This window comes from Paenibacillus pinihumi DSM 23905 = JCM 16419 (assembly GCF_000422505.1).
Classification (GTDB): Bacteria; Bacillota; Bacilli; order Paenibacillales; family Paenibacillaceae; genus Paenibacillus_D; species Paenibacillus_D pinihumi.
Genome location: NZ_KE383864.1, coordinates 576334 through 599710, shown reverse-complemented (window position 1 = coordinate 599710; position 23377 = coordinate 576334). Strand labels below are relative to the sequence as shown.

25 protein-coding genes are annotated in these 23377 nt (G+C 53.6%); 21 read left to right on the top strand and 4 right to left on the bottom strand.

The window, feature by feature from the left end; translation table 11 throughout:
• Nucleotides 1-12: 12 nt before the first annotated feature.
• The 10 genes from def (at nt 13) to spoVM (ending at nt 8990) form a co-directional block, all read left to right on the top strand.
• A complete protein-coding gene (def, locus tag H583_RS0116910; RefSeq protein ID WP_028561502.1) occupies nt 13-498 on the top strand; it encodes a peptide deformylase in 486 nt (161 codons plus the stop codon).
• A gap of 4 nt (nt 499-502) precedes the next feature.
• Nucleotides 503-1459, top strand: coding sequence for a methionyl-tRNA formyltransferase (fmt, locus tag H583_RS0116905; RefSeq protein ID WP_028561501.1), 957 nt, complete (start codon nt 503-505; stop codon nt 1457-1459).
• Nucleotides 1456-2859: a 16S rRNA (cytosine(967)-C(5))-methyltransferase RsmB gene (gene rsmB / locus H583_RS0116900; RefSeq protein ID WP_028561500.1), complete on the top strand. Its 1404-nt coding sequence runs from the start codon at nt 1456-1458 to the stop codon at nt 2857-2859. Before fmt ends, rsmB begins: the two co-directional genes overlap by 4 nt.
• A 105-nt stretch (nt 2860-2964) precedes the next feature.
• Nucleotides 2965-4011: a dual-specificity RNA methyltransferase RlmN gene (gene rlmN / locus H583_RS0116895; protein ID WP_028561499.1), complete on the top strand. Its 1047-nt coding sequence runs from the start codon at nt 2965-2967 to the stop codon at nt 4009-4011.
• A 7-nt stretch (nt 4012-4018) separates the two neighbouring features.
• Nucleotides 4019-4789 (top strand): Stp1/IreP family PP2C-type Ser/Thr phosphatase, encoded by a 771-nt coding sequence (locus H583_RS0116890; protein ID WP_028561498.1) that lies wholly within the window; start codon nt 4019-4021, stop codon nt 4787-4789.
• A complete protein-coding gene (gene pknB, locus H583_RS0116885; RefSeq protein ID WP_028561497.1) occupies nt 4786-6915 on the top strand; it encodes a Stk1 family PASTA domain-containing Ser/Thr kinase in 2130 nt (709 codons plus the stop codon). The genes H583_RS0116890 and pknB overlap by 4 nt, the downstream gene beginning before the upstream one ends.
• Nucleotides 6905-7834 (top strand): ribosome small subunit-dependent GTPase A, encoded by a 930-nt coding sequence (rsgA, locus tag H583_RS0116880; RefSeq protein ID WP_028561496.1) that lies wholly within the window; start codon nt 6905-6907, stop codon nt 7832-7834. The genes pknB and rsgA overlap by 11 nt, the downstream gene beginning before the upstream one ends.
• Before the next feature lie 3 nt (nt 7835-7837).
• Nucleotides 7838-8494, top strand: a complete 657-nt coding sequence (gene rpe / locus H583_RS0116875) for a ribulose-phosphate 3-epimerase (RefSeq protein ID WP_028561495.1) — start codon at nt 7838-7840, stop codon at nt 8492-8494.
• A complete protein-coding gene (locus H583_RS33250) occupies nt 8494-8775 on the top strand; it encodes a hypothetical protein (RefSeq protein WP_036709868.1) in 282 nt (93 codons plus the stop codon). Before rpe ends, H583_RS33250 begins: the two co-directional genes overlap by 1 nt.
• A gap of 134 nt (nt 8776-8909) precedes the next feature.
• Complete coding sequence (gene spoVM / locus H583_RS33245) at nt 8910-8990, top strand: stage V sporulation protein SpoVM (RefSeq protein WP_036709866.1); 81 nt, start codon at nt 8910-8912, stop codon at nt 8988-8990.
• A gap of 382 nt (nt 8991-9372) precedes the next feature.
• Here spoVM and rpmB read toward each other — a convergent pair whose 3' ends face one another.
• Nucleotides 9373-9561, bottom strand: a complete 189-nt coding sequence (gene rpmB, locus H583_RS0116860) for a 50S ribosomal protein L28 (RefSeq protein WP_028561494.1) — start codon at nt 9559-9561, stop codon at nt 9373-9375.
• 568 nt (nt 9562-10129) lie between these two features.
• Here rpmB and H583_RS0116850 point away from each other — a divergent pair.
• The 8 genes from H583_RS0116850 (at nt 10130) to H583_RS0116815 (ending at nt 20081) form a co-directional block, all read left to right on the top strand.
• On the top strand, nt 10130-10489 hold the full coding sequence (locus H583_RS0116850; protein ID WP_028561492.1) for an Asp23/Gls24 family envelope stress response protein: 360 nt from the start codon (nt 10130-10132) through the stop codon (nt 10487-10489).
• A gap of 14 nt (nt 10490-10503) precedes the next feature.
• Nucleotides 10504-12381: a DAK2 domain-containing protein gene (locus H583_RS0116845; protein WP_028561491.1), complete on the top strand. Its 1878-nt coding sequence runs from the start codon at nt 10504-10506 to the stop codon at nt 12379-12381.
• 25 nt (nt 12382-12406) lie between these two features.
• Nucleotides 12407-13264, top strand: coding sequence for a DegV family protein (locus tag H583_RS0116840; RefSeq protein ID WP_028561490.1), 858 nt, complete (start codon nt 12407-12409; stop codon nt 13262-13264).
• 10 nt (nt 13265-13274) lie between these two features.
• Nucleotides 13275-15329 carry an ATP-dependent DNA helicase RecG gene (gene recG, locus H583_RS0116835; RefSeq protein ID WP_028561489.1) on the top strand — a complete coding sequence of 685 codons (2055 nt, stop codon included), beginning with the start codon at nt 13275-13277 and terminating at the stop codon, nt 15327-15329.
• 72 nt (nt 15330-15401) lie between these two features.
• Nucleotides 15402-15689 carry a stage VI sporulation protein F gene (locus tag H583_RS0116830; protein ID WP_028561488.1) on the top strand — a complete coding sequence of 96 codons (288 nt, stop codon included), beginning with the start codon at nt 15402-15404 and terminating at the stop codon, nt 15687-15689.
• Nucleotides 15690-16652: 963 nt separating this feature from the next.
• The gene (locus H583_RS35385) at nt 16653-18224 is read left to right on the top strand and encodes a DUF2515 family protein (RefSeq protein WP_051236548.1); all 1572 of its coding nucleotides are present in this window, start codon (nt 16653-16655) and stop codon (nt 18222-18224) included.
• 133 nt (nt 18225-18357) lie between these two features.
• The gene (locus H583_RS0116820) at nt 18358-19596 is read left to right on the top strand and encodes a DNA polymerase IV (RefSeq protein WP_036710104.1); all 1239 of its coding nucleotides are present in this window, start codon (nt 18358-18360) and stop codon (nt 19594-19596) included.
• Nucleotides 19593-20081 carry a YhjD family protein gene (locus tag H583_RS0116815; protein WP_028561486.1) on the top strand — a complete coding sequence of 163 codons (489 nt, stop codon included), beginning with the start codon at nt 19593-19595 and terminating at the stop codon, nt 20079-20081. Before H583_RS0116820 ends, H583_RS0116815 begins: the two co-directional genes overlap by 4 nt.
• Before the next feature lie 112 nt (nt 20082-20193).
• Here the strand turns inward: H583_RS0116815 and H583_RS0116810 are convergent, their stop codons facing one another.
• The 3 genes from H583_RS0116810 to H583_RS0116800 form a co-directional block, all read right to left on the bottom strand.
• Complete coding sequence (locus tag H583_RS0116810; RefSeq protein ID WP_036709864.1) at nt 20194-20928, bottom strand: SDR family oxidoreductase; 735 nt, start codon at nt 20926-20928, stop codon at nt 20194-20196.
• Nucleotides 20929-21041: 113 nt separating this feature from the next.
• On the bottom strand, nt 21042-21428 hold the full coding sequence (locus H583_RS0116805; protein WP_028561484.1) for a helix-turn-helix domain-containing protein: 387 nt from the start codon (nt 21426-21428) through the stop codon (nt 21042-21044).
• Nucleotides 21429-21620: 192 nt separating this feature from the next.
• A complete protein-coding gene (locus tag H583_RS0116800; RefSeq protein ID WP_028561483.1) occupies nt 21621-21959 on the bottom strand; it encodes a helix-turn-helix domain-containing protein in 339 nt (112 codons plus the stop codon).
• A gap of 180 nt (nt 21960-22139) precedes the next feature.
• Between H583_RS0116800 and H583_RS0116795 the strand changes: the two genes are divergently transcribed.
• Genes H583_RS0116795 through H583_RS36165 form a run of 3 tightly spaced genes read left to right on the top strand, consistent with a single transcriptional unit; the run spans nt 22140 to nt 23374 of the window.
• Entirely contained in the window at nt 22140-22760 is a 621-nt protein-coding gene (locus H583_RS0116795) for a hypothetical protein (protein ID WP_036709860.1), read from the top strand.
• Nucleotides 22720-23271, top strand: coding sequence for an accessory gene regulator ArgB-like protein (locus H583_RS33235; protein ID WP_051236547.1), 552 nt, complete (start codon nt 22720-22722; stop codon nt 23269-23271). Before H583_RS0116795 ends, H583_RS33235 begins: the two co-directional genes overlap by 41 nt.
• Complete coding sequence (locus H583_RS36165; protein WP_081667291.1) at nt 23252-23374, top strand: cyclic lactone autoinducer peptide; 123 nt, start codon at nt 23252-23254, stop codon at nt 23372-23374. The genes H583_RS33235 and H583_RS36165 overlap by 20 nt, the downstream gene beginning before the upstream one ends.
• Nucleotides 23375-23377 lie beyond the last annotated feature (3 nt).

Below are 23377 nucleotides of genomic sequence, written 5' to 3'. Positions count from 1 at the left end.
CAGGGAATAGCCGTGTCCATTCGTATTATTGTAAAAGAGCCAGATCCCGTTCTCCGGGAACGTGCCAAAGAAGTAACGAAATTCAATTCCAATCTGCACAAGCTGCTCCGCGACATGGCAGAGACGATGTATGATGCGGAGGGGGTAGGTCTGGCCGCGCCGCAAATCGGCATTTTGAAGCGTGTAATTGTCGTGGATGTCGGTGATGATAACGGGCTGATCGAGATGGTTAATCCGGAGATCATTGAGAAAAGCGGGGAGCAGCTTGGACCGGAAGGCTGTCTGAGCATTCCGAATATTAATGGCGATGTTCTGCGGTATAAGGATATCAAGGTGAAGGGGCAGGACCGTGACGGCAATGAAATCATCGTTGAGGCTTCAGAATATCTGGCCCGTGCCTTCCAGCATGAGGTCGATCATCTGAACGGCATTCTGTTCACGGATTTGGCGGAGAATGTCTACGACATTACAGCAAGGCCCCGCCCGAATGGAGGCTGACGGCATGCGCATTGTATTTATGGGGACGCCTGAATTTGCCGTCCCTTCTTTGAATTTGCTGCTGGATAGCGGCTACAACGTCGTGGCTGTGGTCACACAGCCCGACCGCCCCAAGGGCCGGAAGAAGACGCTGACGCCGCCGCCTGTCAAGGAAGCGGCGCTGGAGCGCGGCCTGCCGGTGCTGCAGCCGGAGCGGATGCGCAGACCGGAGGCAGTAGCAGAAGTGGCGGCGTACAAGCCGGACCTGATCGTAACAGCCGCTTACGGGCAAATTCTCCCCGTCGGTGTGCTGGAGCTGCCGCGACTTGGATGCATTAATGTTCATGGCTCGCTGCTGCCCAAGTATCGCGGGGGCGCCCCGATCCAGCGCTCGATTATCAATGGAGAGGCTGTAACGGGCGTTACGATTATGTATATGGCTGAGGGGCTGGACACCGGAGACATGATCAGCCGTGTGGAAGTGCCGATTGAGCCGGAAGATACATCAGGCACTCTATTCGCCAAGCTGAGTACAGCCGGCGCAGAGCTGCTGGGGCGGACTCTGCCGTCTCTGATTGACGGTACGGCTGTTGCGGTCCCGCAAAATGATGCGGAAGCGACCTATGCGCCAAACTTGTCTCGCGAGGACGAGCAGATTGACTGGAGCCGCAGTGCCCGGCAAGTTTACAACCAGGTTCGTGGGCTCTCTCCGATGGCAGGCGCCTTTACCTTCTTGCAGGGGGAAGCATTCAAAGTGAGGGAATGCCTGGAGGCAAGCGGAAGTACAGCGGCTGGCAGCCTGAAGCAGAAGCTGCCGGGGGCGCTAGCGGCGCATGACGGGAAATTATTTGTTCAGACAGGGGACGGCTTGCTGGAGCTGACGACGATTCAGCCGGCGGGCAAGAAGGCCATGCCTGCCTCGGATTGGCTGAAAGGGGCACGAATTCCCGAGGATGCCATGTTTGGCGGTGAAGAGCAATGACGCAGCAAAGCAAGGGCAAGCGTCCTTCTGCAAGCCGTCCTCTGGGAGCGCGGGATATCGCGCTTGATACATTGCGCCGGGTGGAGACGGACCAGGCATACAGCAATTTGCAGTTAAACCGCGCGCTGCAGGATGCCGGGCTGTCCCGCGCCGATGCGGGCCTGGCCACGGAACTGGTCTACGGGACGATTCAGCGCCAGGGAACGCTGGATTACTGGCTGGGAAAGTTTGTCGCCAAAGGGCTGAACAAGCTGGAGCCGTGGGTGCGGCAGCTTCTGCGAATGAGCGTCTATCAGCTTGTCTATCTGGACCGCGTTCCGCCGCATGCGGCCGTGAATGAAGCGGTGCAGATTGCCAAGCGCCGCGGTCATGCCGGAATTGCCGGGATGGTCAACGGCGTGCTGCGCAATATGCTGCGCAGGCGTGACGAACTGACTATTCCGGAGGGACTGGCCCCCTCAGATCGTCTGGCGCTTGAATATTCACATCCCAAGTGGCTCGTTGAGCGCTGGATCAGCGCGTACGGGGAAGAGACGGCGGAGGCGATGTGCGCAGCGGACAATGAGCCGCCGCATTCCAGCATTCGCGTGAACAGGCTGCGCTCTACCCGCGAAAAGGCGCTCATCCGGCTGCGGGAGCAGGAGATGTCAGCATCACCGTCGGAGCTGGCCCCGCAGGGCATCGTCGTGGAACGCGGCGGCAACCTGGCCGATACGCCGTCTTTCCGGGACGGGCTTTGGAGCGTGCAGGATGAGAGCTCGATGCTGGTCGCTGAGGCGGCTGATCCGAAACCGGGCATGCAGGTGCTGGATTGCTGCGCTGCTCCGGGCGGCAAGACGGCCCATCTTGCGGAGAAAATGAATAATGAGGGCCGTGTCTTTGCCAATGATCTTCATCCGCACAAGCTGAAGCTGATCGATGATCAGGCGCAGAGGCTGGGCCTCTCCTGCATTCAAACCATGAGCGGCGATGCGGGCGAGCTTGCGGAGCATTTTGCCCCGGGCTCGATGGATGTTGTCCTGCTGGATGCCCCATGTTCCGGTCTTGGGGTTATCCGGCGCAAGCCCGAGCTGAAATGGAACAAGACACCAAAAGATATTGAGGCCATCACGGTTGTGCAGCGCCGTCTGCTGGCTTCATGCTCACAGCTTGTCCGCCCTGGCGGTGTGCTGGTGTACAGCACATGTACGGTGGAGCGGAAGGAGAACGAGGAGCAGGTAGACCGTTTCCTGAAGGAGCATGAGGACTTTGAGCTGGATGCGCAATGGCCAATGCCAGTGCTGGCTTCCTTGAAGGACAAGGGCGCTATAGGCGACAGTTTTAGCGGTATGGTGCAGCTGCTGCCGCATCAGGCCGGAAGTGACGGATTTTTCATCGCCCGTCTGCGCAGACGGGGATAAAGAGGCCTTGTAGTATTGGAGAGGCCGTTTATGGTAAAATAGGCGTGGCGCTGACTGGACTCAGCAGCGCCAACGACAGCTAACAGAAACAGGTGTTGATATCAAATGAAACCGTTCATATATGACTATACGCTGGAGCAAATCCAGCAATGGATGAAAGACAATTCAGAGCCCGCTTTCCGCGCGGCCCAGCTTTTTGACTGGCTCTATGTGAAACGCGTCACAGGCTTTGAAGAGATGACCAATCTGCCGAAGCAGCTGCGCGAGAAGCTGCATGACCAGTTTGCTTTTGTAACGCTGGAAGAAATTACGAAATTCGAATCGAAGGACGGGACAGTCAAGTTCCTGTTCGGACTGCATGACAACCATGCGATTGAGACGGTTGTCATGCGCCATAATTATGGCAACAGCATTTGTGTGACCACACAAGTCGGCTGCCGGATCGGCTGCACATTCTGTGCTTCCACGCTTGGCGGACTGAAGCGCAACCTGACAGCGGGCGAGATTGTTGCCCAGGTCGTAACAGCCCAGCAAATGCTTGACGCCACTGGTGAGAGAATCTCCAGCATCGTCATTATGGGTTCCGGAGAGCCGTTCGAGAATTATGACGAGACGATGAATTTCTTGCGTATTATGATTCATGAGAAAGGTCTTCATATCGGCCAGCGCCACATTACAGTATCCACTAGCGGAATCGTGCCGAGCATGTACAAATTTGCAGAGGAAAATACACAGATCAATCTGGCGATCTCGATTCACGCCCCGAATGATGTGCTGCGTTCCAAGCTGATGCCTGTCAACCGGCGTTTCCCATTTGAGGAAGTAATGGAGGCTTGCCGCTATTATCTGGCGAAGACCGGACGCCGCATCACCTTTGAATACGCGTTGATCGGCGGTGTCAATGACCGTCCGGAGCATGCGGAAGAACTGGCGGACGTGCTGCAGGACATGCTCTGCCACGTCAATCTGATTCCGGTCAACCACGTGCCGGAGCGCAAATATGTGCGCACGCCGCGTGAAGATATTTTCGAATTCCAGCGCATACTGGAACGCAAGAAAATCAATGCGACAATCCGCAGGGAGCAGGGTCATGACATTGCCGCAGCATGCGGCCAATTGCGGGCCAAACATATGGAATCTCAGGCGAGGTGATACGAGTTTGATTACGGCGAATCGAAGTGATATCGGCCGTATCCGGCTGGTCAATGAAGATCAGGCTTGGGTCGGCCAGGAGGACGGTATGGTAGCAATTGCTATCGTGGCGGACGGTATGGGCGGACATCAGGCAGGAGACGTAGCCAGTCAGCTTGCGGTGCAAACCTTTCGCGAGGCGCTTGCCGGCAGAGAGCTTGTCATTGATGGCGGAGAGGCCGCACATCATGTCGTTCAGGCGATACATCAGGCGAATGCTGTTGTCTACGATATGGCTGCTCAAAATGAGCAGTACCATAATATGGGGACGACGGTCGTTGCAGCTGTTGCCGACAAGCAGCAAGCTGTTATTGCGTATATTGGCGACAGCCGGGCTTACAAGATCAAAGATCGCTATATTACACAGCTTACGGATGATCATACACTCGTTAATGAACTGGCCAAGACAGGCCAGATCAGTGCGGAGGAAGCAGCCAATCACCCCCGCCGCAATGTACTGACACGGGCATTGGGGACCGATAGAGATGTCGAGGTGGATGTGCGGACGCTGGAATGGGCTCCGGGCGAACTGCTGCTGCTGTGCAGCGACGGACTGAGCAACATGATCAGTGAACAACAGATGGTGGATACGGTACAGGCCGGCGGGTTGAATCTCGACGCCAAGGCGGAGCAGCTTGTCGAGCTTGCTTTGCAGGCGGGAGGCGATGACAACATCACGGTTGTGCTGCTGTACAATGACGCCGATACAAGCAAGGAGCAAGAGGTGAGGATAACATGATCGGACATGAATTAGGCGGCCGTTATGAGATTCTCGCACGGATCGGTGAGGGTGGCATGGCGCTGGTATTCAAGGCGCATGATATTTTGCTCGGGCGCAATGTGGCGGTTAAGGTGCTTCGTCAGCAGTTTGTCCATGACGAGGAGTTTATCCGCCGCTTTCGCCGCGAGGCCCAGTCTGCCGCAGCTTTATCTCATCCTAATGTAGTCAGCATCTATGATGTCGGGCAAGAGGATGACACACATTATATTGTTATGGAATATGTGGAAGGCAGCAATTTGAATGAGGTGATCTCGCATCGCGCTCCTCTGCAGGTAGAGGAAGCCGTAAAGATCGCCACTCAAATTTGCGATGCGCTTGAGCATGCCCATCATAATCAAATTATTCATCGCGACATTAAGCCGCATAATATACTGATCGGCAAAAATGGGAGGGTCAAAGTGACCGATTTCGGGATTGCCCGTGCCGTCACTTCCTCTACGATTACACAAGCCGGTTCTGTAGTCGGCTCTGTCCATTATTTTTCTCCGGAACATGCCAAGGGCGTCAACACAGGTGAGAAATCCGACCTGTACTCGCTGGGGATTGTGCTCTATCAGATGCTCACGGCAAAGCTGCCGTTTTTGGGTGAAAGCCCGATTAGTGTTGCGCTGAAACATCTCCAGGACCATTTCGAAGAGCCGCGCGCCGTGAACCGGCACATTCCGCAAAGCGTCGAAAATATTATTTTGCGGTCCATGCGCAAAAATCCGTCTGAGCGCTATGCTTCCGCCGCTGAAATGCTGAAGGATCTGGAAAGCTGTCTTTCAACAGACCGGGTGGATGAGGACAAGCTGGAATTTGACGCCGATATGGAAGTTACCCGTGTGATGCCGGCCATCCGCGGAGGCGATATGTACGCCTCGGAACCGGCTTATGACCGGGAGCGCGAGCGTCCGGGGTACGACAACGCGCAAGCAAGCGTTGACCGCCGGCAGGAAGGCGGGCCGCCCAGGAGAAAAAGATGGGTAAAGCCGGTCATTATTTTCGGCGGGACCTTGCTGGTGCTGGTTCTGCTGTTTTGGGGGCTGCGTGTATTTCTGAGCGATTTGGAGACCGATGAGGTTCATGTTCCTTATGTTGTCGGCAAGTCGGAGGCGGAGGCCATAGCGGACCTTAAGGCAGCCGGTCTTTTGCCCGAGGACCCGATCATCTATGAAGCCAGGCCTGATATCCCCAAGGATCAGGTGTTCCAGCAGTCCAAGCAGAATATGATGGTCAAGACCGGTTCTTATGTCCGGCTGTATGTCAGCACCGGACCGGTGCTGGAAGAGATGCTTGATTATGTGGGGCAGCAGTATGCAGACGCCAAAACAAGTCTGCAAAACATGGGCTTGACAGATGACCAGATTCTGAAGGAAGAGGTCTTTTCGGAGCAGGCGGCGGGGACGATCATTTCCCAGACGCCGACAAAGGGCGACCAGTTCCAGGTCGGTCAAGTCACGGTGAAGTTCCAGGTCAGCAAAGGGCTTGAAACGCTGGAAATGCCTAATCTTGTCGGGCTTACCCAAAAGGAAGCGATTAAGAAGATCAGCGACAACAAGCTGAAGCTTGGTCCGGGCAACGGGATTGTCCAGGAGCCAAGCTACCGTCCTGCGGGCGAGGTGCTGGAACAGTTCCCTCATGAAGCGGGAACCCAGGTGCCTACGGGCACGGAAATTACGATTACGGTCAGCTCGGGACTTCCGGCTGATGCGAAGGAGTTTACTTTCAACATTAACGTTGCGCCGGCTCAATTGGGCACCTCGAGCGATGTACGCATCGTCTACTCGGATGCAACGGGGCAAAATATTGAATGCTGCAGCCAAAAGATTTCCGATTGGACGACGATTCCTGTCAAGGTCATCCTGGCTCCGGGCAAGGAAGCGGTCGTTATGGTACACCGGGATAATCAATTTGTCGATACTTTCACAAGAACGTATGAGCAGGTTCAGGCAGGGGGCTCCCAGGGCGAGAATGTGCCTGGAATGGCTCCGCCGCCTCCAGATCCGGTAACGGAGGAGCAGCCTCCGGTACATAATGAAGGCGACAATGAACATGTCAACCAAGGGGGCAACCAGAATCACGAAGGCAATCATGACGAGTAACAAGTCGGGCGAGGGCCGGATCGTCAAGGCTCTCAGCGGATACTATTATGTCATGCCTGATGACTCCGAGAAAGCTCCAGGCGTGATTCAATGCCGCGCACGCGGCATCTTCAAGAAAAAGGGGCTTTCTCCGCTTGTTGGCGACCGTGTCGTATATACGCTGACTGAGAACGGAGAGGGGATGGTTGATGAGGTGCGCAAGCGCACCTCGGAGCTGATCCGCCCGCCCGTTGCAAATATCGGTCTGGCGGTGCTCGTATTCTCCGTATCGGAGCCGGCGCTTAATTTGCAGCTTCTGGACAAGTTCCTGGTTCATATCGAGCATGCCGGGATTGAAGCGGTGCTGTGCTTGAGCAAAGGTGACCTGACTGAGAGCGAGGATGTCTCCGAGGAGGCGGCCGCTGCAATAGCGGCGGTTGAGCGTATTTATCAGCCTATCGGCTATGAAATCTTCAACACCAGCTCCCGGCGCCAAGAGGGGATTGCTGAGCTGCATGAGCGGCTGAAGGGCCATCTGAGCGTGTTCTCCGGACAGTCCGGTGTAGGGAAATCTTCCCTGCTCAATGCGATAGTACCGGGCCTTGGGCTGGAGACGGCTGCGATCAGCAACCGGCTTGGGCGGGGCAAGCATACAACACGTCATGTGGAGCTGATTGAAGTGGGCGGCGGCGGTTATGTTGCCGATACGCCGGGCTTTAGCCAGCTTGATTTTACAGAGCTTGGCATTGAGCAGCTTGGCGACTGCTTCCGTGAAATGAGGGAGCTTGCGCCTTCTTGCAAATTCCGGGGCTGCACCCATATTCATGAGCCGGGGTGCGCGGTGCTGGAAGCGCTTGAGGAAGGCAGCATCGAGTCCAGCCGTCACCGGAATTACACGCTGTTTATGGAAGAGATGAAAGATAAAAAGCGGAGGTACTGATCCATGTCTATAATTGCACCATCGATGTTGTCGGCTGATTTTTCGCGTCTTGCTGAAGAGATAGCAGATGTGGAGAGCAAGGGAGCAGACTGGCTCCATATTGATGTCATGGACGGCCACTTCGTTCCGAATCTGACGTTTGGCGCTCCTATTGTCGGTGCGATCCGTCCGCATTCGAAGCTTATCTTTGACGTTCATCTGATGATCTCAAATCCTGACCAGTATATTAACGACTATGTCCGTGCCGGAGCCAACCGCATCACCGTTCATGCCGAGGCTTGTGTGCATCTGCACCGTGTCCTGCACATGATTCGCGAGCAGGGGCTGCCGGCAGGCGTTGCACTTAATCCGGGAACACCGCTATCGGCGATTGAGGAAGTGCTGGATGATCTGGATCTGGTGCTCATTATGACGGTCAATCCCGGCTTTGGCGGACAAAAGTTTATTGAGAGCTCATTATCCAAGATTGCCCGTCTGAAGGAGATGCTTGCACAGCGCGGCAGAAGCGATGTGCTGATCCAGGTTGATGGCGGTGTGAATACCCGGACAGCGGCATTGGTACGTGATGCAGGAGCGGGCGTGCTCGTAGCCGGCAGCGCGGTATTCAACGAATCAGACAGAGCTGCGGCTATTGCTGCGCTGCGTCCGGGAGGCGCTTGATGAGCGAGTGGTGGCGGGCTTTCTGGGCTGTCATTTTATATGGCCTGGCCTGCGGCATTCTGTTAATCGTTTTTGCGATGTTTCCGGGTTTGGGCATATTTAAATTTGTTTTTTCGCTGGGCGCCTTTCTGCTTGGTCTGCGGTTTTTCAGAATTTATGAAAAATGGTCGACCCGCATTAGCTTTATTCTCATCTCGCTCGTCTTTTTTATAATTATTCTTGTTCCTCTCACTGCCTATTTATATGCGGTGAAGCCGGAACTTTTGCCTTCGATGCCTTAATCCGGCTATGGAATAGGACAGCCTTGCGGCGCATAGGATGGTTACATGAGAAATTGATTCTCGTGTAACCTTTTTTGTGTGGTCATGAATATAATAAACCGAATTCGATGAGCGTGGCTGAGGAGGGATGGAGCATGAAATTTTACACGATCAAGTTGCCAAAGTTTTTGGGGGGATTTGTAAAAGCAGTCCTGAACACCTTCCAAAAAAACTAGTTCCGATGCATCCGCTGTCGAACAATTCGTCAATGACAACATGTATACCGGATCAGGCTCCTGCACGGGCGAGTTCATCATCGGTTCTGTGTCCAAGGCATAGCGCTTGAATCTGGACGGCTGCTTATCTTAAGCAACCGGGCAGGTTCAGGCCTGACGGCAGCCGCTGTATGCAAGTGCCTGCCAGTTGGCAGCCTGTTCGTAACGCTAATGTCAGCGTCTTAAGCGTTAATCGGCGGTGGAGGCTTGCGTCAGGTCGCCGTCTTGGAGGACGAGGCTTATGCTTTTGCGAGACAAGCGAAGCATAGCGGATGAAAACGGCGTGAAACGATAAAAAAAGCACCTGAAAAAAATCAGGTGCTTTTTGAATGTGTAATTTCAATTAAACGCGGGTAATTTTGCCGGATTTCAGCGCGCGTGTGCTAACATAAACGCGTTTTGGCTTACCGTCAACCATGATGCGAACTTTTTGTACGTTGGCGCCCCAGGTGCGTTTGTTTTTGTTGTTGGCGTGAGAAACGTGGTTGCCAGTGCTTGGGCCTTTGCCTGTAATAAAGCATTTGCGAGACATTGAGATACACCTCCTTCAAGAACTGCTAGTACAACTGAATCATTGGAATTCATTCCATTACATACCGCTGCAAATAAACACTAAAATATCATAGCATAAACCGGAATTGAAATCTAGTCCCCAAGTCCGCTTCATTTCGCATAAATTTGGTTATCCTAATGGTAGCCTGCAGTCAGAAGGCTTTGCAATGTTGCAGAAATGACCTTAAAATTAAGAAAAAAGCAGGTATTACCCGATTTGATGATGAATTTCAGCTTGTTTGTCTTCTATATCCCTTTTTTTTATAGTACAATGTTGATTAGTCCTAAATACAGGGCGGGTGTGAATAAAGCGGCCATACATAGAAGTGCTAGATTCTTGCGGCGGATGTACGCAAGTGAAGTTGCGCTCCTTGCAGGCAGATTTGTTTCGCTGCTGGATTGAAGGCCTATATCATTTTGTGGCAGACAGCAGTTAAGGCCTCTATTTGGCCTGATGCCAGCGTTTTGCGAAATGCAGCCTGGATTTTCTTATCATAAACGACGATGAAGCTTGTAAAAGCATACTTGAACAAAAGGGAGTGAGCACCGTGCCCATTCAGATGAATAATGAATCCGGAAACATTTATATTGCCGATGAAGTTATATCTGTTATTGCAGGTTCTGCAGCTATGGAATGCTATGGACTGGTAGGCATGGCATCCCGCAAGCAATTGAAGGACGGCATTGCAGAACTGCTCGGACGGGAGAATCTGTCCCGTGGCGTGGAGGTTCGCAGGGAGAATGAATTATTGCATATTGATTTGTACATCATCGTAAGCTACGGCACAAAAATTTCTGAAGTAGCGCATAACATCCAATCCAAGGTCAAATATGTGCTGAATGAGGTTGTCGGCATTCATGCCGATCATGTTCATGTTTTTGTCCAGGGCGTACGCGTATCTCGGTAGGGAGGGATATCCATATGAGTAAGCGCTTTATTAATGGAAGCGACTTTACTGAAATGGTTTTTATAGGAGCAAATAATTTGCAGCGGCATGTAGATCATGTGAATGCGCTGAATGTATTCCCGGTTCCGGATGGCGACACGGGAACCAATATGAATTTAACGATGGGGGCCGGTGTGCAGGAGTTGCGCGGCAAGCCTTCGGATTCGCTGGCGAAAGTAACAGAGGTGCTGTCCAAGGGGCTGCTGATGGGCGCACGCGGCAATTCAGGCGTGATACTGTCCCAGCTGTTCCGCGGCTTCTCCCGTGGTGTGGCTGGCTTGGAGCAGGTAGGGACGGTACAGTTCGCCGCCGCACTCCAGCAGGGAGTGGATACGGCCTACCGGGCCGTGGTCAAGCCGGTTGAAGGCACAATTTTGACGGTAGCGAAGGAGGCTGCCAAGCATGCGGTGTACTATGCGCGCCGCACTCAGGATATGACCGAGTTGCTGGAAGAGGTATGCGGCAAAGCGAACGAGGCGCTCGCCAGAACCCCGGAGCTGTTGCCTGTGCTCAAGCAGGTTGGCGTGGTGGATTCAGGCGGACAGGGCCTGGTTTACATCTATGAGGGTTTCCTGCAAGGGCTGCGCTCGTTATCAGGAGGTGCCGGCGGTGCAGCCTCTGCTGTGCCGGATGGCGGCACTGCCGGCAGGACAGAACAGGTCAGGTCTGCAACGGTGAAGCCTGTCAAGGGACCGGCTGCCGGAACAGTACCTGGTGCAGTTCCGACAGCGGCGTCCGTATCTTCTGCGTCTGCGACAGCGCAGTCGAGGCTTGCTACAGAGACAATTGAATTTTTATATGATATGGAATTTTTTATTCAGCGGACGATGGGAGCAGCTTCAGGAGTGCGCTTCGATGAAGCGTCCTTCAAGCGGGCGCTGGCACAGGATGGCGACTCCATTCTGGTCATCGTGGAGGAGGACATCATCAAGGTGCATGTCCATTCCCGCAAGCCGGGCGATGTGCTCAATCTGGCTCTGCCTTACGGCGAGTTGACGGATATTCAGATTTTGAATATGCGTGAGCAGCACCGCGATCTGCTCCATGATGGTACGGTATATGATGAGTCGATGGATACGGCACCGGCCTGGAACGGGTATGTCAGCCAGGAGGATGAGGAGCTGGCCGCAGCAATGCCGGAGGTGCTTACCGGGACAGCTGCCCCGACTACAGCGCCTGAGGAGGTGCATGAGCTGGCTCCGTACGGTATTATCAGCGTCGCGATGGGTGAGGGAATCGCAAATATTTTCCTCGATAACAATGTAGACATCGTGCTGTCGGGCGGACAGACGATGAACCCGAGCGCGGAGGATTTCGTCCAGGCTATTCATTCGCTGCCAGCTGAGCATATTTTCATTCTGCCGAACAACGGCAATATTATTTTGGCTGCCCAGCAGGCAGCTGAACTGAGCGAGCGGAATGTATCGGTCTTGCCAACGCGTTCTATTCCGCAAGGACTTGCGGCTCTGCTGGCGTTCAAGGATCATGAGACGCCGCAGCGCAATGAAGCATTCATGGAGGATGCTGCAAGTCTTGTACAATCGGGTCAGGTGACGCATGCAGTGCGTGATACCGTTATTGACGATCTGCAGATTTCCGCTGGTGATTACATCGGCATTCGGGAGAAGGCGATTGTTTCTGCTTCGCCGGATTTGCAGCAAACATGTAAGGAACTGCTCGCCAGGATGATTGGCGACAGCGGCGAGCTGGTAACTGTCCTGACGGGTGAGGATGCCCCGCAGACTGCGACAGAAGAACTTGCGGACTGGCTCAGGGAGACGTATCCCGAGATCGAACTCGAAGTGCATAGCGGCGGACAGCCTTTATATCCGTACCTTTTTGCCGTAGAATAATGGGAATGAAAGGGCGTGAAGGATAATGGGAGCAAAGGTGATTATCGTTACAGACAGTACGGCGGATTTATCCCGCGAGGTCCGGGAGGAGCTTGGTATCGTGCTGGTGCCGCTTAAGGTTCATTTTGGCCAGGAGGTTTATCTGGATTCGGTTACGATTGAATCGGATGAATTCTTCGAGAAACTGACGGCGTCCAGTTCTTTGCCGACTACCTCGCAGCCTTCACCGGCTGACTTTATGGAAATCTATGAGCGCTTGCTGCAGGAGAATCCGGGGGCGCATATTATATCGGTTCATCTTTCTTCCGCGTTCAGCGGAACTTATCAATCGGCTGTTCTCGCACGTTCTCTGATGGAGCGGGAGGATGAGATTACAATTCTCGATTCCAAATCGGCTTCCTATGGTTTTGGCCTGCCGGTTATTGCAGCGGCCAGAATGGCCCTCGAAGGCAGCTCGAAGGAGGCGATTTTGGATGAGATCGCCCGCTTGCGCGAGGACATTCGGTTTTATTTTCTTGTGGATACGCTGGAATACTTGCAAAAGGGCGGCCGAATCGGCAAGGCGGCGGCATTGTTCGGTTCGATTCTGAATATCAAGCCGATTTTGATCGTTGATGGTGAAGGCATGGTTGCGTCTGTTGACAAGGTGCGGGGACAACGCAAGGCGATGGCCCGTATTATGGAGCTGCTGAAGGAGGATTTCAGCGGCGTGCCGGTCAATATTTCAATGGCCTGGGCGCATCATCAGGGCAATGCAATGGAGCTGTGTGAGCTGGCGAAGGCGCATTTTGATGTTCGCGAGGTCAGCTATACGAAGCTTGGCGCCGTAATCGGCACGCATGTCGGCCCGGGAACATCGGCAATTTTTATGACAAGAGCGTGAGGTTGAAATCATGACATTGCATATTAATCAGATTTCCGTCCGGCAAGTTAAAGGCGTGAGTGCTCCCAAAGAACAGGAGCTCCACGCCTTTGGCGTTCATACGGTCGGGGATTTGCTGGAATATTATCCGTTTCGCTATGAGGATTACCGGATTCGCGAGTTGTCGGCGGTGAAGGATGGGGAAAAAATTACGGTACAGGGTAAAATTATGGGCGCACCGGTCATGCAGCGCTACGGCCGTTCCAAATCCCGGTTGTCCTGCAAGGTGGCAGTCGGCCAGTGGCTGGTGACGGGGGTATTTTTTAACCGCCATTACTTGAAAGATCAGTTGGAGCCCGGACGGGAGATTGTGCTGACAGGCAAATGGGATCAGCGCCGTCTTCAGCTTACCGTATCGGAATCTGAATTTCCGGGCAGCAAGTCGGCCAAGTCCGGTACGCTGCAGCCGGTCTATTCGGTCGGGGGATCGATCACCCAGAACTGGATGCGAAAAACGGTGCAGCAGGCGCTCGTTCAGTATGGCACGATGGTGGAAGAGGTGCTGCCCCGACAGCTTGTGACGCAGCACCAGTTGATGCCAAGGCGCGAGGCCATCATGCGCATTCATCACCCTGAGGATACGCGCGAAGGCCAGGAGGCCCGCCGCCGCATGGTATACGAGGAGCTGTTCCTGTTCCAGCTCAAGCTTCATGCTTACCGGGCCTGGAACCGCGACCGTATGGACGGGGTCAGCCATAAGATTGACAATGAGGCTGTGCTTGCGTTTGTCAGGCAACTGCCCTTTGAACTGACGGACTCGCAGAAGAAGGTCACAAATGAGATTTTGCATGATATGCGCCAGCCTTACTGTATGAACAGGCTGCTGCAGGGCGATGTCGGTTCGGGGAAGACGGTGGTCGCTGCGATTGCACTGTATGCGGCGGTGACGTCTGGCCACCAGGGCGCTTTGATGGTGCCGACGGAAATATTGGCCGATCAGCATATGCGTTCTTTACAACGGATGTTTGAACCGTACGATATTCAGGTTGGTATGCTGACAGGGAGTATGACGGAGCGACAGCGGCGGGATGTACTTGCCGGTCTGCAGATGGGGCTGGTCCAGATTGCAGTTGGCACGCATGCTCTCATTCAGGACAGTGTCGTCTTTCATAGCCTTGGGGTTGTGGTGACGGACGAGCAGCACCGTTTTGGAGTGAACCAGCGCAGTGTGCTGCGCCGGAAGGGGATGAATCCGGATGTGTTGACCATGACGGCGACTCCGATTCCGCGCACGCTGGCGATTACCGCCTTTGGCGATATGGATGTGTCGACACTGCGCGAGCGTCCGAAAGGGCGCAAGGCGATCAAGAGCTACTGGGTGAAGCATGAAATGCTGGAACGTGTGCTCGGCTTTATTCGCCGGGAAGTATCGGCAGGGCGGCAGGCCTATATCATTTGCCCCTTAATTGAGGAGTCCGAGAAGCTGGATGTGCAAAATGCAATTGATCTGCATATTCAGATGCAGCAGGCGTTCCCGGATTACCGGGTAGGCCTCTTGCACGGCCGGATGCCGGCGGCGGAGAAGGATGAGGCGATGCGGCAGTTCGGGGCCAATGAGACGCAGGTGCTTGTATCGACAACGGTCGTCGAGGTTGGGGTGGATGTGCCGAATGCGACGTTGATGATTGTCATGGATGCCGAGCGTTTTGGACTTTCCCAGTTGCACCAGTTGCGGGGGCGTGTAGGCCGCGGAGAGCATCAGTCCTATTGTATTCTGATTGCCGATCCCAAGTCGGAGACAGGCCAGGAGCGGATGAAGGTCATGACAGATACGGATGATGGCTTTGAGGTAGCGCGGCGCGATTTGGAGCTGCGGGGGCCGGGGGACTTTTTCGGGACAAAGCAAAGCGGACTGCCGGAGTTCAAGCTTGCGGACATGTCGAGTGATTTTGCGGTGCTGGAGCAGGCGCGTGATGATGCGGCGGAACTGGTCGCAGGTGAGGATTTCTGGAAGCTGCCGGAGTATGCTCCGCTGCGTGAACGGCTTGAGCGCGAACAGATTTTCCAAGGGGATTTGCTGGACTAAAGCAACTTCCGGGGCAGGGCGGCATATAGTAAAGAATTGCTGGCCTAGGTCTTAACATGGAGGTGCCCAGAAGTGAGCTACAAAAAGTTCGGCATTCGGCCGGAGCTGGTCGAGCGTGTAAAGGTGAAAATGAAACATACTCCGACAAAGGAGCGCGTCAAGCTGCTGCTTGCGGACGTGAGCAAACAGGATTTGCAGGACCGCAGCAAAGTGAAGCGGCTGGTGAAATCGGCGGCAAACATTTTGAAGGAGCCGCTTACCGATACACAGGAAGAGCAGTTGACAGCCTTTGTTTTGGCACAAAAAATTGATCCGAAAAATACCTTTCACCTCATCAAGTTATGGGGGATGTTCCGCTGACCTTTGGTCAGCGTTTTTTTATGTTCGCATGATTGGACCTGCGCAATCATTTTCAAGTCTCAAGTTCATGTTCATGTTTATCGTTCCTCTAAGCGATTTTCACTGCGCTCATCAGCCCAAGTGCCTCTGCACCTTCGCTGCTCACTTTGCCCATAGCTTTGCTGCCGCTGTTCATCCAGTAACGATTTGAATTCAGCGGCTATCGTTGTCGCTATCTATCCCGCCAGTGACGTCCGGCAATCACAGCCTTGTTGACACTGCCTCCAGACACTGAGCCCCGGACACTGACCCCGGACACTGAGCCCCGGACACTGAGCCCCGGACACTGAGCTCCAGACACTGAGCTCCAGACACTGAGCTCCAGACACTGGTCTCAGAGACTGCCTCCAGACACCGATCCCCGGACACTAGGCTCCAGACGTCACCCTTGGGCTCGGCGAGGAGTCCCGGAGCAATCCCACAGGAAATGGCTTTTGCAGAAAGACTGCAGAAAGACTGCAGAAAGACTGCAGAAAGACTCCAGAAAAACTCACTGTCTGAACGCAACGCGCATGAAATGTCCACTGAGTAAGAACAAAATGCAAATTTGTCTATCAAATGGTGGACATTGGGATATAGTAGGCCTTCTAGAGCAAAGTTCAAAATTGGAACTAGATATTGTTGTATCCTGCTAATGAATATCTATATCTTGGTTGTGCCTTAGGACGAATCTTTGACCTCCTTTTGCATGCCAGTGTCCACTATTTGAAAGACAAAACATTAAAAATGTCTCCTCTGAGCGGACTTTTTCAATTTCAATCCGTTATGCCAATCTTTCATCGCTTCCGGCTGTTTTTAGCACATCTGGAATGAAATTGTCTGCCACAAGCCGATACTGGTAACAGCGGCTTTTTGGTGTAGTTTCGGGTAGGGCAAAGCCGGAATTCATGCTGACAGAATCGGCAAAGGAGAACGGACGAAATCATGACAGACTCAAAGCAATGGAAAAAGCGGATGAAGGGGATGTTGAACTGGCTAAGGGGCGCGTTCCGGCGATCCGGTTATTTGCTAGACGTGCCCGCCCGGGCTATTCGCTATTTTGTGGCCAAGCGCCGCGGACAGCTCAGGTCCAGGCGAATGGCGCGCCATTCACTGAAATTGCCTCTCCATGCGGCTTCGCTGGCCCTGTTGCGCCGTTCATGGAAGCGGATGACTGTACGTACAGGCGGACAGGCAGGGGCGAGATCTGACCGAATATGGCAGCCGGTTGTTACAGCAGGGGTGGAGGCGGCAGCAGAGCTGGGAGAGCTTCCCCGTCCTTTGAGTAAGTGGACACCGTCCAGAGAGTGGCTTGAGCAGTCAATTGATGAGGTTTGGCCTATTCAGCTGCCGTTATCAGGACAAGATCCTGCACAGTCGTTGCCCCGAGTTCTGGGGGCGAGTGAGCCGTTTGATCGCGATGTATCGCCTGGGCAAGCCATAAGGGAGCCTCATCGTGAGGGGCATCCGTCCCATCCGTCCCGGATGCAGCGGGAGCTGGAGCGTTGCAATGAGTGGGAGGAGCGGCTTATTGACCGCATTGTGGAACGCACGCGGCGCTGCAACCGCAATAACCGGACCAGGACGCAGGCGTATTGGGATTTCTACCGTCGGCATCCTGAGGTTCATTGGGCGCTGCTGGCCCATATGGTGTCACGCAACGGAGGCTGGAATATGACGGATCTTCAGGGCGGATTGATCCCTTCTCTTTTGGATGAGGAGCAGCGGCGGGAGACTTTCCGCTTTTTAGAGCGGGCCAATGCTTTTATATTCGGCGACGCATACCCGCAGCTCCTGCTGTACGAGGAGGGCAAGCGGGCGGGAAATGATTTGTCCTATTTGCTGCCGGCTCTCCAGGTTTCCCGGTTTATGACACCAGTATGGCGGGTGTTCTGGCGCGAACGGGATTCGGCGCTGCTCACGGTTGCGCTGATTGTCAATGAGCAGCACTACATTGAAAGTCGGGTAGTGCGCTATCCGGAAATCCGGCATAAGGTGCTGGAAGCTCCTTTCTTTAAGCTCCAGTCGATGCTGCAATTGAACCAGGTTGTGTTCCCTTATTCACTCCACTCTTCGGAACAAATGAAGCTGGCTGGCCTGATTCTGGAGGATTTTCGCGACCTTCAGGAGCGGATTGAATTCGGCAAACGCCTGTATGCGATGCTGTTTCGCATTCCGGAGATATACGGCGGGGTGATCCGCTTTGCCCGGACGGTTCGGCATACCGGCTCGAGAGCAGATTATGCGCCGCAGCTGTTCACAAAGGAACAAAACGGAAAGGAGAGTGGCGGGGCGTTGATTTTTAGCCCCGAATTGTCGGATGCCTGGGCGGATCAGCCGCCCGTGCAGCCTGAGGAGGGTGACTGGTTTCGCAGCATTACGGATGTGGAGAGATATTTTGACGGACTGCCGCTTCCCCCGTCTTTTGAAATGACGAATGAATATGAATTCGGGCTTCATAAAATTGAGGCGGCAGCGCTGGCAGCGGACCGTCTGGATTTGCATATGGACCGTTAACACGTAAATTATTTCCTGTTGCATAACGAATGTGTGTTCGGTATATAATAAATAAGAACATACATTCGATTGGGTTGTTCGGCTGTGTTACAGCCTCAGCCTTGACGGGGGGATATTGGTGGAGCGTGTCATTATGCTTGCAGACTGCCAGACGTTTTACGCATCTGTGGAGAAATCGGCGCATCCTGAATATAAGAACATGCCGCTGGCTGTAGCAGGAGATCCGGCCCGGCGGTCAGGCATTATACTGGCTGCCTGTCCCATTGCCAAGCAGCGCGGGGTCACGACAGCGCAGCGGCTTGGCGAGGCGCTGGGCAAGTGTCCGGAACTGATCGTCATCCGGCCCCGTATGCAGACCTACATTAATGCTTCTTTGAAAATTACAGAGATTTATGAAAGGTTTACGGATCTGGTGGAGCCGTATTCCATAGATGAGCAATTTTTGGATGTGACGGGCTCGCTCCGATATTTTGGCACACCACAGGAAATCGCACGCCAGATCCAGAATCAAATTGAGCTTAATACCGGAATATGGACCCGGGTCGGCATTGGTCCTACCAAGGTGCTGGCCAAGATGGCGACAGATATTTGGGCGAAGAAGGAGCCGGAAGGGATTTTCACCTTGCCAGCGGAGCAAGTCGAGAAGCTGTTGTGGCCAAAGCCGATCCGTCAGCTGTTCGGGGTGGGCTCGCGCATGGCTGCCCATTTTGAGCGGATGGGCATCCGGACAATCGGCGAGCTTGGGCAGCTTCCGTTACCTGAGCTCAAACGGCGGATGCGCCTGCGCATGGGCCGCAACAGCGACATTCAGGCGGAGCTGTACTGGCAGACGGCCAGAGGTATCGATCCGAGCCCGGTAGAGCTGTCCACACACAACCAGCAAAAGGCAGTCGGGCATCAGATGACACTGCCCCGTGATTATGCCGAGCCCGCAGATATCAATGTCGTGCTTCTGGAGCTTAGCGAAGAGGTCTGCCGGCGCTCCCGCGCCAAAGGTTATATGGGACGGGTGATCGGAGTCGGGGCGCAAGGGGCTGATTATGACTGGCCGACGGGCTTTTCGAGGCAAAGCACGCTGATCGATCCGACGAATATAACCGATGAGGTGTATGAGGCTGTGCGCAAGCTCTTCTATATGCATTGGGACGGCCTGCCGGTCCGCCGCATTGGCGTAACGTTGACGGGATTGAGCGCGGATGACCAGTACCAGCTTACGATGTTCGGCAACCGGGAACGCAAGCGCAATCTGGGACGGGTGACCGATGAGATTAAAGCGCGCTTCGGCAGCTCGGCGCTGCTGCGGGCCTCCTCGTTGTTTGATGCGGCTCAGGCCAGGGAGCGGGAAGCGAAAATAGGAGGGCATTATAAATGAGTAAAAAGCTGGAAGGCAACGGCCGCTGGGAGTCGAGCCGGATGATGCTTCCCGAGCACAGGGAGCAATATTTGCAGCTAAAGGAGGGGCAGCAGTCAGAGCAGCCCCGCGCCCAAATACCGACACGCGAGGAATTGGAACTGATCCGGGATGCTGTGCTGCTGCCGATTATGCTTAGTGTAGTAGATAAAAATTGCCGTGAAATTGAGGCTTCGGCCTATTCTTTGAAGCGTCTTTATGTAATGGCCTCCAATGTGCTGCTGACCCGTATCCACCAGGATTTGGCGAGAGTGAAGCGGGAACTGAAAAACCGCAGCATCAAGGTGTTTGAAGATGAGCGGGTGGACAGTGCGCTGCACTATCATTTTATATGCCGCGGGTATGAGAATCAGTTCGCAATGCTGCGTGATGTCATCCGCACGGAGATGAGCGTGCGGATGGCGAAGTATATTAAAGAGATGACGACAGCGCTGACCGCAGGGTGAGGGCTGTCGCACGCCCGGCTGCAAGTCTTCACAATCCGGGTGTATGCTGTGCAGCCGCAGACCCTGGAATGCTCCCGGGTGAAAGGAATGTCGGATCACTTGGCTGTGTGCATTATACCAGCCTGGCTCCGCCATCAACGGTCAGTGTCAGGCCTGTTGTGTAGCTGTTTCCGATCAGGAACAGAATGCCGCCGGCAATGTCGTCGGCTGAGGCGATGCGTCTGACTGGCAGGGCAGGGGCTGTCTGATCAAACCAGGCCTGTTTTTGCTCAGGCGTCAGTCCGTCATGCAGCGGTGTGTCGGCATAGCCGGGCGAGATCACATTGACCCGCACCGGAGCGAGCTCGACAGCCAGCACACGGCCGAGGTTTTCGACAGCTCCGTGCACGGCGGACGGCACGGATGCCCCGGCGATCGCCTTATCTCCGAAAAATCCGGATGTCAGGGTAATGGAACCTGTCTTGCGGATGAGCGGCGATCCGTAACGGACCGCAAGATATGGCCCCCAGAACCGGCTTTCGAACTGTTCACGGGAGCTTGCGGTATCCAGATCAGCGAGTTTGCCTGAACCGTGCTTGAGCTCACCGGCGGTCACGACGAGATGATCGAATTGTCCGGTCTCCTCAAAGAATGCGTTGACCTCCGCTTCATTGCGAAAATCCAAAACTGCTGTGCTTACATTGCCCGTGATTGCTGTTTTTGCCTGCTCCAGACGCTCGCTGGAGCGGCTGGCAATGACAACCTCGGCCCCGAGGACGGCCGCTTTTTTGGCAGCTGCGAGCCCGATTCCCGATCCTCCTCCGATAACAATGACACGCTGCCCATTCAAAGAATTCGTTGTACTCATAATCGAATTTCTCCTCCCACAGGTTCCCATTCTGTTATTGTGAACATTAACGTAAACGTCATGGTTGAGCGATAGCATACCCTCGAATCCGGGACGAGATGCGCCATGTTGAATCATGGCGCCATGTCATCGATGATACGCTGCAACCTCTCCATATTAGCGGCTATTTCCACTCTGAATTGGGACAAGGCTTCCAGCTTTTGATCGGTTTCCTTCAAATGGCCCGCCAAAATCTCCATCACCTTGTGCTTGCCTTTAATCATTGTTGGTTCCTCGAAGTAAAGGCCAATGACCGACTGGATTTCTTCAAGACTCAGACCGATTCGTTTGAGCACATTGATTTTTAGCAGGCGCTCCAGAGCATGATCGGTATAATAGTGAAATCCGTTGCTCTCCTGTTCAATCTTGCCCAGCAGCCCCAATTGTTGATAGTGGCGGATGGTGCGGGCAGTGACACTTGCTCTCTCAGCCAGCTCCCCGATCAACATTTTCTGATTCATAGATACCTCCAACCATGACGTTAACGTTAATGATATTATAGAAACGGTACCGTTTTTTGTCAATCAGGTTTTACGGGAGTACGGATTAAAGGCAAAACGCAGACTCTGCTCCTAAAAAAAGAGCAGGTCTGCGCCCAGTTATACACTAAAAATTGCATGAATGCGTCAGCGGCAAGGATAAAACGCCCGTTATCAGGACTGTTTGCCGTCGTACTCGATGATATGCTTCACAATCTGGGCAATCAGCTTGATCTTGCCAGGAGGACAGCCCTCGAGCATATCAATAATTTCATTGCGGAGAAAGTCATTGGCTGCGCTGTTCGTGCCTCCCAGAATATATTCGGGAGTTTCTTCAAGCACGACACAAATCTCAGATAACCTCTCCAGATTGACAGGTGTCCGGCCGCGTTCGATCTTGCTTATGTATGCGTTGGATACATCGAGCTGTTCAGCAAGCTTTTCTTGCGTCAGCCCCTTGTTCTCGCGCGCCTTCCTGATCCGTTTTCCGATTAATGTGTAATCAAAGCTCATCTCTATCACCTAATATGAATATATCAACCGGGACTCGAATGCTACATAGACGAAAATTCAAGTTGAACCTATTAGTTAAAAATGGTATAATATTCACAATTAACCTATTGGTTCATTAAAAGGTGGGACATGGTGAACGCTCTGTGTTTTATGTTGTTCTCGACAGTTGAAGGGATGTCCATGTTTGCAATCATGTTGTCGTTGTTCAGGTACCGGATCACCGAGTATTTTCATTATTATTTGGTGCTGTCCATTCTGATGTCGGCTGCCAGCTACTGGATGTGGCAGGTTGGCGGGGCGCCCGAATATGTGCCGGTTATGTCGGCCCTCCTATTCTCGTTATCCGTGCTCGTACGATACCGGATATCCGCCATTGCGGCAATTTTGATGGCGCTGACCGGATATTTGGTTTTCGGAATGCTGCAGTCCATTGTCGTATACGTGCTTGAAGCGGGTACACTGGTCCAGATGGAACGAATCCAGAGCAATACGGGTGACACCTACCTGATGCAATTGGTTAATTCTCTGCTTTTATTTGCGCTTAGCTACATGCTGTACCGCAAGGGCTTCGGGTTTACATTCCCGCTCTCATGGATTGAAGTGAAGGAAGGGAACACTCTTCTTTTATCATCCATCAGTGCAGCCTTTGTGTTTATCGCCGGTGTTTCGCTGCTGCATTCCCGGGTGCATGCGGCGGCCGCAGTCTTCTTCCTCATTTTGCTGCTGCTGCTTAATGTATTGAACAGAAAGGAACAGCGCCATGTTAGAAGTCTTGTCCAGGCACATCGCAGGTACGATTAAGCAGACGATTCCGGATCATCCCGTCAGTGAGGCAGTAATGAGATACGGATTGAATATTGTCTTCAATACCGTATTTACCATTTTGCTCAGTGTTGTACTCGGGATTGCAGCCGGACAGCTCCCGGAAACAATGACAGTCCTGTTCGGATTCGCGCTGCTGCGGGTGATTTCAGGCGGCTACCATTTCAAGTCCGGGCTGCTCTGTGTCGGGGTCTCGTCTGTTATGGCGGTCGGCTTGTCATTCATTGAATTGGGCCTGTATACAGTATGTACACTGAATGCGGTTAATGCTGTCCTGGTTGCGATCTATGCGCCTTCAGGAATTGAACGCCAAACCCGTATCCCCAAGCGTTATTACCCGTTGCTTAAGATGTCTGCCCTGCTGATTGTCCTCACGAACCTCCACATCCAGTCATCATTGCTGGCATTAACCTGGCTTGTACAAGCCATTTCATTAATACCTGTGAAGCAATGGAAGGAGGTGAAAAACAATGAGCAAAAGAGCGCTTAGAACATTCGCGACACTATTGAGCCTCACAGCTGTATTTTCCGTGTCGGCCGCCAGCTTTCTGTGGGGCAACCAGCCGGAAGTGCCTGAAGAATTACTGAGCTAAGGT

Excerpts from the sequence above, each read along its gene's own strand:
- fmt (WP_028561501.1), top strand. The coding sequence starts at position 503 with ATGCGCATTGTATTTATGGGGACGCCTGAATTTGCCGTCCCTTCTTTG.
- rsmB (WP_028561500.1), top strand. The coding sequence starts at position 1,456 with ATGACGCAGCAAAGCAAGGGCAAGCGTCCTTCTGCAAGCCGTCCTCTG.
- rlmN (WP_028561499.1), top strand. The coding sequence starts at position 2,965 with ATGAAACCGTTCATATATGACTATACGCTGGAGCAAATCCAGCAATGG.
- pknB (WP_028561497.1), top strand. The coding sequence starts at position 4,786 with ATGATCGGACATGAATTAGGCGGCCGTTATGAGATTCTCGCACGGATC.
- rsgA (WP_028561496.1), top strand. The coding sequence starts at position 6,905 with ATGACGAGTAACAAGTCGGGCGAGGGCCGGATCGTCAAGGCTCTCAGC.
- rpe (WP_028561495.1), top strand. The coding sequence starts at position 7,838 with ATGTCTATAATTGCACCATCGATGTTGTCGGCTGATTTTTCGCGTCTT.
- H583_RS33250 (WP_036709868.1), top strand. The coding sequence starts at position 8,494 with ATGAGCGAGTGGTGGCGGGCTTTCTGGGCTGTCATTTTATATGGCCTG.
- spoVM (WP_036709866.1), top strand. The coding sequence starts at position 8,910 with ATGAAATTTTACACGATCAAGTTGCCAAAGTTTTTGGGGGGATTTGTA.
- rpmB (WP_028561494.1), bottom strand. The coding sequence starts at position 9,561 with ATGTCTCGCAAATGCTTTATTACAGGCAAAGGCCCAAGCACTGGCAAC.
- H583_RS0116845 (WP_028561491.1), top strand. The coding sequence starts at position 10,504 with ATGAGTAAGCGCTTTATTAATGGAAGCGACTTTACTGAAATGGTTTTT.
- H583_RS0116840 (WP_028561490.1), top strand. The coding sequence starts at position 12,407 with ATGGGAGCAAAGGTGATTATCGTTACAGACAGTACGGCGGATTTATCC.
- recG (WP_028561489.1), top strand. The coding sequence starts at position 13,275 with ATGACATTGCATATTAATCAGATTTCCGTCCGGCAAGTTAAAGGCGTG.
- H583_RS35385 (WP_051236548.1), top strand. The coding sequence starts at position 16,653 with ATGACAGACTCAAAGCAATGGAAAAAGCGGATGAAGGGGATGTTGAAC.
- H583_RS0116820 (WP_036710104.1), top strand. The coding sequence starts at position 18,358 with ATGCTTGCAGACTGCCAGACGTTTTACGCATCTGTGGAGAAATCGGCG.
- H583_RS0116815 (WP_028561486.1), top strand. The coding sequence starts at position 19,593 with ATGAGTAAAAAGCTGGAAGGCAACGGCCGCTGGGAGTCGAGCCGGATG.
- H583_RS0116810 (WP_036709864.1), bottom strand. The coding sequence starts at position 20,928 with ATGAGTACAACGAATTCTTTGAATGGGCAGCGTGTCATTGTTATCGGA.
- H583_RS0116805 (WP_028561484.1), bottom strand. The coding sequence starts at position 21,428 with ATGAATCAGAAAATGTTGATCGGGGAGCTGGCTGAGAGAGCAAGTGTC.
- H583_RS0116800 (WP_028561483.1), bottom strand. The coding sequence starts at position 21,959 with ATGAGCTTTGATTACACATTAATCGGAAAACGGATCAGGAAGGCGCGC.
- H583_RS0116795 (WP_036709860.1), top strand. The coding sequence starts at position 22,140 with ATGTTTGCAATCATGTTGTCGTTGTTCAGGTACCGGATCACCGAGTAT.
- H583_RS33235 (WP_051236547.1), top strand. The coding sequence starts at position 22,720 with ATGTTAGAAGTCTTGTCCAGGCACATCGCAGGTACGATTAAGCAGACG.
- H583_RS36165 (WP_081667291.1), top strand. The coding sequence starts at position 23,252 with ATGAGCAAAAGAGCGCTTAGAACATTCGCGACACTATTGAGCCTCACA.